We start from the raw sequence: 14,275 nt of genomic DNA, 5'->3' as shown, positions 1-14,275 counted from the left end.
TCTAATCCAGATCCTTTACCTACATCTTTAGTTGTGAAAAAAGTCAAATAACCTTGTTAGAGTAATTCGTTAATCTTGTATCCAAGAATACTGACTGTAGTGAGAAACATACTGCTAAATTCCAAAGATTTCTAGATTTAGTGTTCACAGAAGAGTGAAGCAATTCATATCTATAGCTTTTTTGCGTTTGATCTGGGTGTTGCGATCGCTTATGCTAAATTCAGTTTGATTTGCATTATCTTCTGTGGACAAAAACCGCGAACCGTTGATCAGTCTGGCACTTTACCACGCCTTTAAATGGTCAGTCGTCAGCCCCATGCTTCACGCTTATTTTCGGGGCCATATTTATGGTGCGGAAAATGTCCCCCAATCAGGGCCTCTATTAGTAGCAAGTAATCACGCTAGTTACTTCGACCCGCCCATTGTCTCTAATTGTGTACGTCGTCCCAGTGGCGTATATGGCGAAAGAAGAGTTATTTAATATCCCCGTTTTGGCGCAAGCGATTAAATTGTATGGTGCTTACCCAGTCAGCCGGGGAAATGCCGATCGCAATGCCATCCGTTCCGCCCTAGAATATCTCAATAAAGGTTGGGCTGTCGGTGTTTTCTTGCAAGGTACTCGCACCCCAGATGGTCGAATTACAGACCCCAAAAGAGGCGCATTGCTGTTAGCGGCGAAAGCAAAAGCCCCAATATTGCCGGTGAGTGTCTGGGGTACTGAAGGGATTTTACAAAAAGGAGCGTCCCTACCTCGCGCAGTTCCTATCACAGTCAGAATTGGTAACTTGATTGATGCTCCCAGTTCCAGTAACAAAGAGGAATTAGAAGCGTTGACACAAAAGTGTGCCACAGTCATAAATGAAATGCATGATTTAGGAAGATAAGTTAGACACGCAAGAGATGTATGCTTTAGGGAGGTAGCGATCGCGATTAAATTACTCTAATCTTAAACTCTATTCCTCTAGCAATAAAGTAAAGGGCTTCCAACAAATAACTCTCAATCTTACAGGGCGGCTAACTTAATTGCGCTAAACAACTAGCGTTTTTATGGCTTAATTACGACGAATTACGAATTATGAATTATTATGAGCGGCTTTGAAGCCAAGAGTTTTTGGGAGCGATTAAATAATCTGGCATTAGTTCGCTTTTTGCTTTTAGTTGCTTCTGGCTGGGCAATTGTACAACTTTTAGCTTATTTTGAATCGGTCATTGTTATTTTTACATTTGCAGCAATTTTAGCTTTTTTACTCAGTTATCCTGTACAAGGTCTGCGGCGTTTTTTGCCCCACGGTATAGCTGTTGGTGTCGTTTTCTTACTCAGTATTGTGATTATAGGCGGTCTGATAATTACTGTGAGCTTAACAGTTTTATCTCAAGGACAACAATTAATTAATAGTATCACTGCATTTTTAAATTCTTTAGTACCTTTATTAGAGGGACTAGAAGGATTTTTGCAAAACCGTAATTTACAGATAGATTTAAGTTTTATTGAAGAACAATTGCGGAATCAAGCTGTATCAACTCTTGTGACTAGTTTAGCTATTCTCCAAGGGTTTATGACCAACTTTGTAACTTTTATACTGATTGCAGTTGTGGCTTTTTTCATGCTATTAGATGGAGATAAACTGTGGAATTTTATTTTAAAAGTAGTACCAAAACAACGTCGTAATCGATTTACAAATATAATCAGAAAGTCTTTTTTAGGATTTTTTAGAGGTCAGTTGCTATTAAGTGGATTTTTAACAATTTCGACGTTCCTAATTTTTGTAATATTAAAAGTGCCTTTTGCTTTGATATTGTCAATAATAATCGGAATTGTTGATATAATTCCTGGCATAGGTGCGACATTAGGAGTAAGCACAGTGACTCTATGTTGTGTTGTCTCAAGGTATTTGGTTAGCAGTCAAAGTGTTAATAGCTTGTATTGTGCTCCAGCAGATACAAGACAACTTGATTGCGCCCAGAATTATGCAAGGCGCGCTGAATCTTAATCCGGTAGTGGTGTTTTTTGCTTTACTAGTAGGTGCTAGAGTAGCAGGATTATTAGGTGTTTTTATATCTATTCCCATAGCTGGAGTAATTGTGTCTTTATTTGAAATAGATGAAATGAAATCTGAAGTTTAGTTATTGGTCATTTGTCATTTATCATTTGTCAGGAACTCGGAACTAGTGAATAATGTAAAAATAGCCATTTACAAATAAACATTGGTAAGTAATGTCGGATTTAAGAGCGGAATTAACAGAAATTTTGGATGAGGCAGAGTGGGAATGGTTAATTCCTCATGTACAAAGAGATGCAGTAATTTTGGTAGCGCTTGAGCTAGACTTGGTGGATGTTGGAGTAGCGATCGCCAGTGATAACATTCCATCAGTGGAACAGTGGATTGATAAACAATTAATAACCAAACCCACAACAGTACAAGTGGGAGAATGGAATGGCGATCGCACTAAACGATTTAATACTCTCATCGTTCAACCTTACGTTCTAGTCCAAGAAATAGTTGCTGCCTAATTTGTTTCGATGTTGTTTTCGATGGCAGTTAATATTGCGGTATTTTCTCAAAAAAGCTAGTCTAATGTGTCAGTTATTACTTAGCTATTGCCACGGACTATCTGGCTGATTGAATTAAAGCAAAATTTTCTCCTTTAAGATTTATCCATCTAGGAGCTAGAATTGTTACCATAATTTCAGATTAGATGTTGAAACCTTGATCCAATCTGAAACCTTAGAATTATTAGAATGGCATCGCCTGTGCCAGCACCTTGCCACCTTTGCCGCAACTAAGCTGGGGGCGACAGCTGCGCGTCATCTGAAAATACCTGATTCTCAGACCCAAAGCGAACAGTTATTAGAGCAAACCAAAGAAATCTACCAACTGGAAAGTCGCCTGACCACGGGACTATCATTTGAAGGAATTCAAGATATTGGCGATTCTCTAGAACGAGCAGAACGCAGTGGAGTTTTGGCAGGGGAAGAACTGTTAGCGATCGCCACCACCTTAGCTGGTGCCAGAAATTTGCGCCGTGTCATCGACAATCAAGAAGATTTGCCGATATTGACTGATTTGGTTGCCGATTTGCGGACTTATCCAGAACTAGAACAGGAAATTCACCGCTGTATTGATGAACGGGCCCAGGTAACTGACCGCGCGAGTCAAAAACTGGGAGAAATTCGCACAGACTTGCGGCGAGTACGCAGCCAAATTACCCAAAAGCTGCAAAATATCTTACAGGCAAAATCTGGCGCAGTTCAAGAACAGCTGATTACGCAACGGGGCGATCGCTTTGTTATCCCCGTAAAAGCACCCCAAAAAGATGCTATTCCCGGTATAGTCCACGATACCTCTACCAGCGGGGCCACCCTGTATGTGGAACCGAATTCAGTAGTACCTCTAGGCAACCAACTGCGGCAAATTATCAGAAGAGAGCAAGCCGAAGAAGAAACGATTCGCCGCATTTTGACTGAACAAGTAGCCGCAGTTAAACCAGATTTAGAGAGATTGTTAGCGATCGCCACCACTTTGGATTTGGCAACCGCTAGATCGCGATATAGTTTCTGGCTAGGAGCGAATCCCCCGCGATTTATCCAGCGGGAAGACAGGGAAATGATTACCTTGCGGAACTTGCGGCATCCTCTGTTAGTGTGGCAGCAACAGCACGAACAAGGGCAACCAGTAGTTCCTGTAGATTTGCTGATCGGTCCGCAAATTCGGGTGGTGACAATTACGGGGCCTAATACTGGTGGTAAAACTGTAACTTTAAAAACTTTGGGGTTAGCAGCATTAATGGCCAAAGTGGGTTTATTTGTCCCCGCCCGCGAACCAGTAGAAATACCTTGGTTTGATAAAGTGCTGGCAGATATTGGCGATGAACAATCCTTACAGCAGAGTTTATCCACATTCTCTGGACACATCCGCCGGATTAGTAGGATTTTGGAAGCATTGGGAAATGAGGAAGTAGAGGAGCAGGGGAGCAGCACTTCTCTACGAGACGCTGCGCGAACGACTACGCTCAGTGACCGAGGAGCAGGGGAGCAGGAGACTGGAGTTATTTCTCCATCACTCAGCACTCAGCACTCAGCACTCGTTTTACTTGATGAAGTCGGCGCAGGAACCGATCCAGTGGAAGGTAGTGCCTTAGCGATCGCTTTGTTGCAATATCTTGCCAACCATGCCCAGTTAACGATCGCCACTACTCACTTCGGCGAACTAAAAGCCCTGAAATACGAAGACGAGCGGTTTGAAAATGCCTCTGTAGAATTTGACGAAAGTACTCTGTCACCTACTTATCGTCTGCTGTGGGGCATCCCCGGACGTTCTAACGCCCTGACAATTGCCCTGCGCTTGGGATTAAAACCAGAAGTTGTACAACAGGCGAAAACCCAAGTTGGAGAAGCCACAGATGAAGTTAACCAGGTGATTGCTGGCTTAGAAGCGCAACGCCGCCGCCAAGAAACCAAAGCTGCGGAAGCCCAAGTTTTGTTGCAGCAAGCGGAACGTTTATACAAAGAAGTATCTGCAAAAGCCGCAAGTTTGGAGGAAAGGGAAAGCAGTTTGCGGGTTTCACAGGAAGTAGCAGTCCAACAAGCGATCGCTCAAGCAAAAGGTGAAATTGCCCAAGTAATCCGCCGTTTGCAGAAAGGTACGCCCACAGCCCAAGAAGCCCAGCAAGCCACCAATGCTTTGAATCAAATTGGCCAGCAATATCAGCCAGTAACACCAGCAAAGCCAAAAGTTGGGTTTATGCCCAAAGTCGGCGATCGCGTCCGCATTCCAAAATTGGGACAGATCGCGGATGTGATTACCGCCCTCGATGAAGATGGCGAGTTAAGTGTTCGCTTTGGGCTAATGAAGATGACTGTGAAGTTGCAAGACATAGAATCTCTAGATGGTCAAAAACCCGAACCAGTTGTTAAAGCCAAACCAGCCCCAGCAGCAGTAACCCCCCCACCACCAGTTGTCCCAGAAATTCGGACTTCCAAAAATACCATTGATTTGCGTGGTAAACGAGTAGCTGATGCCGAATACATTTTAGATAAAGCTATTTCGGAAGCTACAGGCCCAATCTGGATTATTCACGGCTATGGCACTGGTAAGTTACGACAAGGAGTTCACGCCTTTTTGCAACAGCATTCCAGAGTGAACAACTACGAACCAGCAGAACAAGCAGATGGCGGTAGTGGTGTTACCGTTGCTCACATCAAATAAAGCTGCGACGGCAGTCACTCATGGGGGAAACCCCTGTCCCCGCCCTGCCTTCCCTTTGCGCTTAAAATTTAACCCTCAACTCGCCACAATTTTCCCCTCTCTCATAGAATAATTGCGAGATGCCGAAAATAACACCTCGCAAACCCCTAAGAAAGATTAAAAAACCACAAAATTGTTGTTAGTTAGTGACAATCCGGCAGATAATTGTGCAAATTGTACCTGAGTAAAGCCAGATCCACTACCATCTTGGTCAAAGAACAATTTACCTGTAGGAGCAAAATTTTCCAGGATGATTTTGTAACCAGCTTTTGCTCCAAAGGTGATTTCCAGATTGCTGCCATTCTGAGTGAGTACCATATTTTGGGGAGTGAAATCACTATTGCCTTGGAAATTTAGAGTGTCCACTTCGGCAATGGCTGCTGCTGTTGGGTTTGTTCCTTTACCTACGCCAGTAAAATCGGTGATGATACTGTAGTCGTTGTAGTAGTAACCTTGAACAACAAATTGATCTTTACCACCGCCACCAGTCAGGGTATCGTTGCCCGAATAACCTGTAATTGTATCGTTTCCTGCTTTACCATTAATCGTGTCAGAGTTGCCACCAATGCTGAATGGGTCGTCAGTACCGAATAGGGAATCGTTACCGTTGGTTCCAATGATGTTTGTCATAACTTTTAAGTATCTCAATCTAACTTTTCAGTAACTATTTCTAGAAGATTCATCCAGAGAAGGGCTATGACAAATAAGAAATGACTAAAATAAAAAAGGATACAAGCCCCTAAATTATTTTAGGGACAAGAAACAAGATTTATTTCGAGATACGTAGAAGATAAAATAATTAATTGTTGGGCGCAATTATTTTTATACCCTTTAAATTTCAAAACTTAAAACCGCAAATAAATTAGGAGGTATTCTAAATAACTTACTTAGCGATAATTAGCGGTTAGCATTCTTAACATTTATTACTTATGACAATTTTTTGTGAAGCTGCACAAAATAGACCTTGGTAAGACAAGAGGCTTAAGCCCCTTGTTCTATACAAGCTCACAGATTATTGGTATTAGGCACGACACGCTTTGGGCGTAATTGATGAATTGTCACTACCTAATAATCAGGGTTTTCGCTATTATTTGGCTAAATCGTAACATAGTTTATTTATACTCTTGTACGGAATTAGCACTGAAAGCCGAGTAAACCTTAATTAGAATTGATACTTTTCTACTTTGTCCTACTCTAGATTTTCATCTAGAGTAGGACAAAGATACATGCTGTTTACCAGATAGAAAAGCTAGCTGAAGCCTCCGGCTCATAGCTATCTATGGGAAACCAAGCTTGATTCTTAAGAGTCTGGTTTCAAAATGGGTAACAGCAACATCCCCTATCAGCTCGATCACCTATGCTAAAAGTTATGCACTCGGCCGCCAACTCAGCCACTCCAAATTCCCAGTGGGAGGATTTAATCAAGCTTCCAGCCCCAAACACAGTTCAATGGGACAATATCAAAACCCAATTAGACTTGGTGCTGTTAGCGCTAGAAACCTTAACTGGGATTGGTTCAGAGGCAATGCTTTCGGCGGCAACCGATCTGAATTTAGAGTCAAGAGTGCCAGACCGCGTAGCTTTATGGCGATTGCGCCAATCAAATCCTCTACGCAAAGGTCAAGGAGGGCGAAAAAAGCTAGATGTCGAAGAAGCGCGATCGCTTGTTTTGATCGTCTGCTACCTAGCCAAACAGCACCAGGAATTGATTCGCCGTGCTGTCGGGTCTGTTAGAACAAATGGCAGAAAATAACCGGGAACCTCACCAGGCTGCTTTACTTGGAGACTATATTGATGCTTTTTGCAACACCTACCAAGAGCGGATGGAAGAGGACGAGCAAATCTCAACGGATTTACTAACTAACCTGGCCTTAAAACTGCTTGTAGATTTACTTTTTTACAGCGCTCCTGGTGGGCATCGCCGTCTCTGGCTAGCACTTATAGACCGTTCATCAAAATTTTAAATTTTAGATTTGAAATTCCTCAACCAAAATTCGTTTTCAAAAGTTTGCTAGGTAAGGATTCCTTTTTGATGGTCATTAGTTCTTGAGCGATGCACTATCAACAATGCTTCCTCCTTGCACGCCAGTTTGCATAACAGAAGGAACCTGACAAATTTCTGAGTGGAAGAATCCACCGTTCCAACTTTTCTTTGCAAGCAACTGGCTCAATTTTTGCAAAATCCCAATATAGTCTTCTTCGTAGTTCCTGTCATGCCTCTATCAAATTCAGTTATTCGTTGCTACACACCACCGACTTGCACGCTAGAAGTATTCGCGCAAAGCTCACCTCTGTCTCGTTGGATGGGGAAAACTGTCCTCAAACATCTGAGTTTTGAGCTACGTTTTGACGATCCTCGACTCCCAGAAGAACAAAGAGTTCCAATTCGGGGCGATCGCGAGCAACTCGAAGCTTTATGTGATGCTGTCACCAACTATGTACAGCAATTCCTCCAACAGTCTCCAGAAAGCTTTTGGGTCAGTTTCTCCAGTACTCAACAGTCAAGCACAGCACTGGACGATCCGGAATTAAAGTCTTCAACAACAACATTAAATGCTTTTAGAAACCAGATTCCAGGGGCAAATATCCACTTAGAACCAAGCAGCTATTTAACTCACAACCTATTTCTTGGTTCTCTGGCCAACCATTCATCTGGCCCCGTAATTCAACTTAGTTTGCTGCAACTATTCGATTTGGCAAGTGCTTTAGATGAATACTCAACTGATGTCATGGCACTTCCAACTTTCAACAGCACAGGTTCGACTCTGAGGTTTCCTGCTTGGGCGCCTGTTGCCGCAGTATTAGTATTAGGTGTAGGTTTTTTACCAGTTACTTGGCAATATGCTAACAATATTAGAGAAAAGCAACAGCAGACAGCCAAAACATCAAATTCAGAAGCAGTAAAGACTGCTCTAGAACCTTCATCCTCACTAAACTTTCCCACCCCTGAACCTGGGCTAACCCCTCCATCAAATAATTTGCTAGGTTCTACCCCTCCACTTTCCACATCCACTTTACCCCAAGCACCTCTAACAGCCCCTAGTTCTAGTAGTTTCTCTGCACCGGCACCAAATACATTGACAATACCTCAAGGGACGACTGCAAACATTCCTAGTAATCGAGCGATGCCTTCACCATCCAGCAAAATTCCAGGCCAGGAAATTGCCATATTACCAAATCTGGCACAGAATCCAACTGGGTCAAGTCCCCAAGCTGGTGCTGGTGCTATCCCTCAACTGCGGAATTTGCCACCCAGACTATCTTCTAACGCCAATAGCTTACCAACTAATATCTCACCAGTCCTCCCTCCATCTCTTGACACCATACCCAATAAAAATCGTGTCAATACCCCAGCCCAACCCTCCCCACTAACTTCACAACAGCTAGACGAAACAATCAGTTCTTTACAGCAATCTTCTGCTGGAGTGAAACCTACTTCACAACTTCCCTCCTCTAGAACTGCTGCTAATAATCCATTTATCGATCAATTAGGGGACGCAAGTAAAAACCCCACATCTAGAGAAGTAGCTACTGGCACATTATTTGATACACCGCAAGTAGCAGAAGCTAGACAATACCTAACGAAGCGTTGGCAACCACCTACTGGATTGGGACAAACATTAGAGTACAGTTTGATAGTTGGTGTTGACGGCACAATTGAACGAATTTTTCCCCTTAATAAGGCAGCAAGAGAATTCGTTGATAACGCTGGGATGCCTGAAGTTGGTAAACCTTTTGTTTCCCCTAATAAAAATGGACAAAATGTCAGAATTCGAGTTGTTCTCAGTCCTGATGGCAAGGTACAGACTTTTCCAGATGAATAACTAAACTCATCCTTTTAATGCCACTTGTAAAACTGGTACAAATTTTGTGCCAGTTTTTACTGACTACCTGTGTTTCTAAATTCCAGGAAAAGAGTTGCAGCTTTGGCAATGGTTATGGGCTTGTGCTTACTGGTTTATAGCTTGGGGTCAGAGAACATTGCGTCAATCCTTAAAGCAAGCATCCCAAACCATCCAAAATCAGTTAGGTAAGCCAACTGCCACTCCTACTTTGCGCCCTTGTGTTTCAATGTTTCATGTCAATTCATTTATTAGCGACCGCTGACTTAAGAGCTAATTTGTAAACTCAAGTAAAGTACTTGTCTTGCAAGGATTTCAGGAATTTGAGTCAAAAAAATACTTATTCGCTGAAACTCAGACCTAGTAACGAGTTGAGTATCCTTCAGATTTTCTTTACGAATCAGCTCTAAAACAGATTTCCAACCTCACCGAGGAGAGATGTTGGATTCTAAATTTCTTTGATGCTCCTTGTCGTAAATATTATCTCCTTTGCTAATTAACCTGCGGAATGTGGGTTCAAATGAAGAGAGTTAGCTCTTATACCGTTTCACTTTAAAAATGATACAGATGGGCAAGCAGAGGAAGTGATTTGTATCAGTAATTTCGTGAATTGGTATTACAGGGAATTCAAAATTATCCTTACATCAAAAATTAACTACATAACGAAAAACAAAAGGACTGGATATTCCAGTCCTTTATTATATTGATTTAACGTTTTTATCTTAATAACGGGATTTTTTGGTTTTTGACTTTTGCTTTTTACGCCGACGTTGGCTAGCAGCAACTGCCTCTTCTACAGGATAACCTATTAAAGGAATTACCTGATATTTGCGTTCTTCTTCTAACTTTTTCAGTTCAGTGTAATCAACCCAGTGAATGCAATCAACCGGACAAGTGTCAATTGCTTCTTGGATAATTTCCTCAGCGTCCCCATCTTGCCGAACCACGCGCGATCGCCCATAATCTGGTTCAATATAAAAGGTGTTACGCGCAACATGAGCGCAATGCTTGCAACCAATACAGGTGATTTCGTCAACGTAAACACCATTTTGGCGCAGTACACCACCTAATTCCGGTTCCAAACCCGAACGTTCTGGGGCATCCCGTAAAAAACCCCCTAATTCTGGTTCCAAACCGGAACGGTTATCTTCTTGTTCTTCCGGCGACGGCAGAAAATCAGCCATTACGCACTCCAGCGCTGTACTACCAGGCGAATTGAACCATCTTCATTTTTTTGTTGTTCAGAAACTTGAAAACCAACACGAGCGGTTTCTTTCAAAACTGTTTGATAAGCATAGCGCTGTGTTACTTGGCGCAAAAATCCATCTACAGACAAATCTTGCTGCCAATATTGCAAATCAGCCACCAATTCATATTCCTTGCCATTCCATCTAAAGCCGATGTCATAGCCATTTTCCTGCTCAATACTAACTTCCGCAGGATGGGTTTGACCGCGATAGCCACGAACTTCGCGCGGGCCGGGTTTCCAGTTTACGCCCAATTCAGTCAAAGCATCTTTCAAAGAATCAAGGTTACGGATTTGAGTCTTAATTTGGCTAAAGTGTGACATGGTGGTTGTGAATTAATAACACTAAACTACTGTGAAAACTTACCAATCGCTGTAAGTGGTGTGTGTATTCGCCACATTAGGTTGCTGCACCTTAGCAGCGAAATATTCTGAGGTTGGCTCATGATTAAGTACTTGCCCCAGCTGCGCCTCTATTGCTGCTGTAACTTCAGCGCAAGAATTACCCACAATGCCAGTGACTTTCTCTTGTACCCGACCGTCTGGATAAATTATGAACTCTAATGTCTCCATTCTTTTGGCCAACCAGGATAAGTACGCTTAAATTCTACTGCCTTAGCAGAAGGCTACAAATATAGCCGTAGGAACATTTTTACTAGTTACTAGATATAAACTTGCCATTTGTTAACTAATGTTCCATCTTTCAACATATATTTCTCATAATCTTTACAAAACTTATTAATATTATAAGCACACACGTCAGTATTTAGTTAGTTTCTCTTAACCTCATTGATTAGTCAAGGTAACAACTGAAGCTTGCTAAGTAAGCTGCAAAAGTCCTAAAAACAAGCATTAGACGTAGTATAGCCAGCAAAGCAATTCACAAAAATATAAAATTTATTGAAAAACTTTATTCTTAGCAATCGTTCTACCTTATTATTCTCCAGGTAGATTTAGATGCAGTGCAGTATAACTCTAAAGTAATATAGTGTGTATACGTAGGTATTGTATTAGGCCTTTAAATATCAGTTACTTTAGCTGGCATCGGCTGTAGAAAGATTTTTAAACTGCGTTTGCTATTTTCTGCCATTGGTAAGATTTATCAACCTCGACTCTAGACATTTAAATTATGTACAAATTTGCCCCAGCTTGGGAGAAGGAGCAAATAGTCTTTGGTGCTGCGCGACCTGGATATTCTGATAAGAACGTTCAGGATTGGATAGAATTCATGAAGCGCCAAAATATCAAGCGTGTTTGCTGTCTTCTTGATGAACAACAGCTAGCTTTTTACTCTAATCTTCTAAACACATACAAACAAAAATTTGGGAATCAACTAGTTTGTTGGGCACCAATCGCAGATTTCCATTTAGCTGATTTAGAAAATCTCACACAGAAAATACTTCCTTTCTTAATAGAAGCTGATAAACAAAATGAGAAAGTTATTGTACACTGTTCTGGTGGAATTGGACGTACTGGACATGTATTAGCGGCATGGCTAGTTAGTGTCCGAGGATTATCAAATCAAGCTGCAATAAATGCTGTCAAAAAAACAGGTAGAAATCCTTATGAAGCTGCGATCGCAGCTGTATTTAGAGGTAGAAATCCCTTGACAGTTGTAAAAGAACTTAACGTGCTTCTGAATGATTGCCGTCTCATAATGAATAAAACATTTTGAGTTTACTATTATCTTGTTTAATCAGTCCTTTGCGAGGAAAATTATATGGCAATGGTTCTAGATAAAGTAGTTCCTTTTGGGAGGTCAATGGATGAATATATAAAAATATTCAATTTAACAAATGTAGATTTAAATAAAAGAATCATTGGGGTTGGGGATGGGCCAGCAAGCTTTAATGCAGAAATGACAGGTCAGGGTAAAAGTGTAGTTTCTGTCGATCCACTGTACCAATTCTCCAGTAATGAAATCTTGCAAAGATTTAATGAAGTAGTAGATGATATTATTAATCAAGTTAAGGCTACATCAAATAATTGGGTATGGAGCTATCATAAATCACCGGATGATTTGCGACATAATAGAGTGAAAGTTATTCAAGAATTTCTGTCTGATTATGAAATTGGCAAAAATAGCAACAGGTATGCAGTCGGTGAATTGCCGAAATTAGCTTATGATAATCAAGAGTTTGATATAGCTCTTTGTTCGCATTTATTATTTTTATATTCAGACCATCTCGATTATGAGTTTCACCTATATTCTGTAGGTGAGATGTTGCGTATTGCTAAAGAAGTCCGAATATTCCCCCTCATAACTTTAATGTGGAAACATTCACAACATTTAGATGAAATCGTCAAATATTACGCTTCAAAGGGTTACAAAATAGATATTGAAAAGGTTGAATACGAACTACAGCCTGGTGGAAATAAAATGTTGAAGATAACCAGAGATTTTATATAATTCGTATTCATAGAAAATTGGTATAACCATTACGCTGGAATCTAATAACCATCCGGTGTATAAAATTATTAGGCATATTATTATGCAAACATTTCAGTTATGCGATCGCTTTGCTAGTATATGTCTAATATGCTCAAACGTACCTCCGTGCGGTTACTAGTCTTTAGATCGTCTCAGAGTCATCCAGTGATTCACCAAGGGTCTGCTGTGCAGCGTGACGGATATGAAGAATACGCATTAGTCACGCAGTTTACGAATATCAACGACTGCATTTTCTGCATTTGGGATTAGATTGGCTAAACTAGAGCCTTCCATATTTTCAAGAGTGATTTAATGCGATCGTTTTATAGTTTATGTATTATAATTTCATGTTTTTGCCTCACTGCTAGACCAAGCTTATTTACGACCAAAATCTGCTGGAATCTCGCCCCAATAGACAGTATTCCATTTGAGGATAGGATTGGTATACTCATTATTTTCCAACCACGTCAATGCTCTATCTACTAAATTAAATATTTCTTCATTGTGCATACTTCGGGTTAATTTGGTTTTGGGTTTCTTATTTGTTACCCAAATAATAGCTGTCTCTGAATCAGAATAAATAGGTATATTCATACTTTGTTTATTGAGGTATGCAAGAGCATGAACAATAGCCAAAAACTCCCCAAGATTATTCGTTCCGTTTGGCATTGGACTTTTATGGAAAATCATTTTCCGTGTTCCTGTATAAATACCTCTATATTCAACGTACCCCGGATTACCTAAACATGAAGCGTCAACACAAACGCTGTCTAGAATTAACTCTTTTGCCGGAAAAATCTTTGTTTTTGTTTCCTGCTGCTTTACTTCTTTATGCTCAGTTTTAATAATAAAACTCTGTTCTGCAAGCTCCAACGCTCCTTCTGCTTCTTCCCTAGTCTTAAAAGATTTGTACAACGCACCACTAAAACCTGTGATATGTTCTTCACATTCCTCCCAGCTTGTGAATATACCTGTCTTTCGACCTTTAAAAACAGCGTAGTATTTCTTGGATGCCATAATTATTTATTTCAAATGGGATGATGTCATACTTCCTCTCAACACCTTTGTAATTACCCGATCAATAAACTTGCCACGGTATTACCACGGATACCCTTTTGCTGAAGTAAAAATCACTAACCAAGAATTTATGGTAGAAAAAACAGCTCTGGCAACAGAAGAACTCAGGATAATGAATGAAGCAGGAAATTGCAGTGATGCTTTTTCAAAAAGAAAAGTTAACTTCTGCTCAAGCTAGCCGATTTGCAAGAATGAATCGCATAGCATTTCAGCATCTACCCGCAAGTCGTCAAATTTCAGCGCATTACGGGGCCGAGGATTTTGAAAAAGATATAAAAAACTTGTAAACGATGGGTAGGCTGCGATCGCACTCAGTAATACTTCACCCATCGATAACCTCACCGCCACTCTATGATTCAAATTTATGCCATTCGTCTATTGACTTCTGGTAAATCTATTGAGAAGCTAATAGTTAGATTTACTAATTAATAGA

General features: G+C 40.8%; 11 protein-coding genes and 4 pseudogenes. 10 read left to right on the top strand and 5 right to left on the bottom strand.

The window, feature by feature from the left end; translation table 11 throughout:
* Nucleotides 1-244 precede the first annotated feature (244 nt).
* The 4 genes and pseudogenes from NSTCB13_RS21745 (at nt 245) to NSTCB13_RS21730 (ending at nt 5,207) form a co-directional block, all read left to right on the top strand.
* Nucleotides 245-884: pseudogene (locus NSTCB13_RS21745) on the top strand (lysophospholipid acyltransferase family protein).
* A 201-nt stretch (nt 885-1,085) separates the two neighbouring features.
* Nucleotides 1,086-2,124, top strand: a pseudogene (locus NSTCB13_RS21740) (AI-2E family transporter).
* Between the two features lie 91 nt (nt 2,125-2,215).
* On the top strand, nt 2,216-2,512 hold the full coding sequence (locus tag NSTCB13_RS21735) for a DUF2288 domain-containing protein (protein ID WP_445630808.1): 297 nt from the start codon (nt 2,216-2,218) through the stop codon (nt 2,510-2,512).
* A gap of 196 nt (nt 2,513-2,708) precedes the next feature.
* Complete coding sequence (locus tag NSTCB13_RS21730) at nt 2,709-5,207, top strand: endonuclease MutS2 (RefSeq protein WP_448273772.1); 2,499 nt, start codon at nt 2,709-2,711, stop codon at nt 5,205-5,207.
* Nucleotides 5,208-5,363: 156 nt separating this feature from the next.
* Here NSTCB13_RS21730 and NSTCB13_RS21725 read toward each other — a convergent pair whose 3' ends face one another.
* Nucleotides 5,364-5,876 (bottom strand): hypothetical protein, encoded by a 513-nt coding sequence (locus NSTCB13_RS21725; protein ID WP_448273771.1) that lies wholly within the window; start codon nt 5,874-5,876, stop codon nt 5,364-5,366.
* Nucleotides 5,877-6,603: 727 nt separating this feature from the next.
* Here NSTCB13_RS21725 and NSTCB13_RS21720 point away from each other — a divergent pair.
* The 3 genes and pseudogenes from NSTCB13_RS21720 to NSTCB13_RS21710 all read left to right on the top strand — a co-directional run.
* Nucleotides 6,604-7,210, top strand: a pseudogene (locus tag NSTCB13_RS21720) (DUF3038 domain-containing protein).
* Between the two features lie 249 nt (nt 7,211-7,459).
* Nucleotides 7,460-9,070 carry a DUF4335 domain-containing protein gene (locus tag NSTCB13_RS21715; RefSeq protein ID WP_448274205.1) on the top strand — a complete coding sequence of 537 codons (1,611 nt, stop codon included), beginning with the start codon at nt 7,460-7,462 and terminating at the stop codon, nt 9,068-9,070.
* Nucleotides 9,071-9,139: 69 nt separating this feature from the next.
* Nucleotides 9,140-9,342, top strand: a pseudogene (locus NSTCB13_RS21710) (IS1634 family transposase); the annotation flags it as partial.
* Nucleotides 9,343-9,810: 468 nt separating this feature from the next.
* Here NSTCB13_RS21710 and NSTCB13_RS21705 read toward each other — a convergent pair.
* From NSTCB13_RS21705 to NSTCB13_RS21695, 3 genes are read right to left on the bottom strand one after another with little or no spacing between them, the layout of a single operon-like run.
* On the bottom strand, nt 9,811-10,272 hold the full coding sequence (locus NSTCB13_RS21705) for a ferredoxin (protein WP_322695179.1): 462 nt from the start codon (nt 10,270-10,272) through the stop codon (nt 9,811-9,813).
* Complete coding sequence (locus NSTCB13_RS21700; protein ID WP_445630813.1) at nt 10,272-10,658, bottom strand: DUF1257 domain-containing protein; 387 nt, start codon at nt 10,656-10,658, stop codon at nt 10,272-10,274. Before NSTCB13_RS21700 ends, NSTCB13_RS21705 begins: the two co-directional genes overlap by 1 nt.
* A gap of 39 nt (nt 10,659-10,697) precedes the next feature.
* The gene (locus tag NSTCB13_RS21695; RefSeq protein WP_322673334.1) at nt 10,698-10,907 is read right to left on the bottom strand and encodes a DUF2997 domain-containing protein; all 210 of its coding nucleotides are present in this window, start codon (nt 10,905-10,907) and stop codon (nt 10,698-10,700) included.
* Between the two features lie 556 nt (nt 10,908-11,463).
* On the opposite strand from NSTCB13_RS21695, the gene NSTCB13_RS21690 reads away from it, so the two are divergent.
* Nucleotides 11,464-12,009, top strand: coding sequence for a protein-tyrosine phosphatase family protein (locus tag NSTCB13_RS21690; protein ID WP_445630814.1), 546 nt, complete (start codon nt 11,464-11,466; stop codon nt 12,007-12,009).
* A gap of 45 nt (nt 12,010-12,054) precedes the next feature.
* On the top strand, nt 12,055-12,744 hold the full coding sequence (locus tag NSTCB13_RS21685) for an SAM-dependent methyltransferase (RefSeq protein WP_445630815.1): 690 nt from the start codon (nt 12,055-12,057) through the stop codon (nt 12,742-12,744).
* 396 nt (nt 12,745-13,140) lie between these two features.
* Here NSTCB13_RS21685 and NSTCB13_RS21680 read toward each other — a convergent pair whose 3' ends face one another.
* Nucleotides 13,141-13,782: a ribonuclease H1 domain-containing protein gene (locus tag NSTCB13_RS21680; RefSeq protein ID WP_445630816.1), complete on the bottom strand. Its 642-nt coding sequence runs from the start codon at nt 13,780-13,782 to the stop codon at nt 13,141-13,143.
* A 176-nt stretch (nt 13,783-13,958) separates the two neighbouring features.
* Here NSTCB13_RS21680 and NSTCB13_RS21675 point away from each other — a divergent pair, with 176 nt between their 5' ends.
* On the top strand, nt 13,959-14,129 hold the full coding sequence (locus NSTCB13_RS21675) for a UPF0175 family protein (RefSeq protein ID WP_448273770.1): 171 nt from the start codon (nt 13,959-13,961) through the stop codon (nt 14,127-14,129).
* Nucleotides 14,130-14,275: the final 146 nt, after the last annotated feature.

This window comes from Nostoc sp. DSM 114160, assembly GCF_053470305.1.
This window is presented reverse-complemented; position numbering and strand designations above follow the sequence as displayed.

What these genes read in the sequence shown, in the direction of transcription:
- NSTCB13_RS21735 (WP_445630808.1), top strand. Translation starts at nt 2,216, where the DNA reads ATGTCGGATTTAAGAGCGGAATTAACAGAAATTTTGGATGAGGCAGAG.
- NSTCB13_RS21725 (WP_448273771.1), bottom strand. Translation starts at nt 5,876, where the DNA reads ATGACAAACATCATTGGAACCAACGGTAACGATTCCCTATTCGGTACT.
- NSTCB13_RS21715 (WP_448274205.1), top strand. Translation starts at nt 7,460, where the DNA reads ATGCCTCTATCAAATTCAGTTATTCGTTGCTACACACCACCGACTTGC.
- NSTCB13_RS21705 (WP_322695179.1), bottom strand. Translation starts at nt 10,272, where the DNA reads ATGGCTGATTTTCTGCCGTCGCCGGAAGAACAAGAAGATAACCGTTCC.
- NSTCB13_RS21700 (WP_445630813.1), bottom strand. Translation starts at nt 10,658, where the DNA reads ATGTCACACTTTAGCCAAATTAAGACTCAAATCCGTAACCTTGATTCT.
- NSTCB13_RS21695 (WP_322673334.1), bottom strand. Translation starts at nt 10,907, where the DNA reads ATGGAGACATTAGAGTTCATAATTTATCCAGACGGTCGGGTACAAGAG.
- NSTCB13_RS21690 (WP_445630814.1), top strand. Translation starts at nt 11,464, where the DNA reads ATGTACAAATTTGCCCCAGCTTGGGAGAAGGAGCAAATAGTCTTTGGT.
- NSTCB13_RS21685 (WP_445630815.1), top strand. Translation starts at nt 12,055, where the DNA reads ATGGCAATGGTTCTAGATAAAGTAGTTCCTTTTGGGAGGTCAATGGAT.
- NSTCB13_RS21680 (WP_445630816.1), bottom strand. Translation starts at nt 13,782, where the DNA reads ATGGCATCCAAGAAATACTACGCTGTTTTTAAAGGTCGAAAGACAGGT.
- NSTCB13_RS21675 (WP_448273770.1), top strand. Translation starts at nt 13,959, where the DNA reads ATGAAGCAGGAAATTGCAGTGATGCTTTTTCAAAAAGAAAAGTTAACT.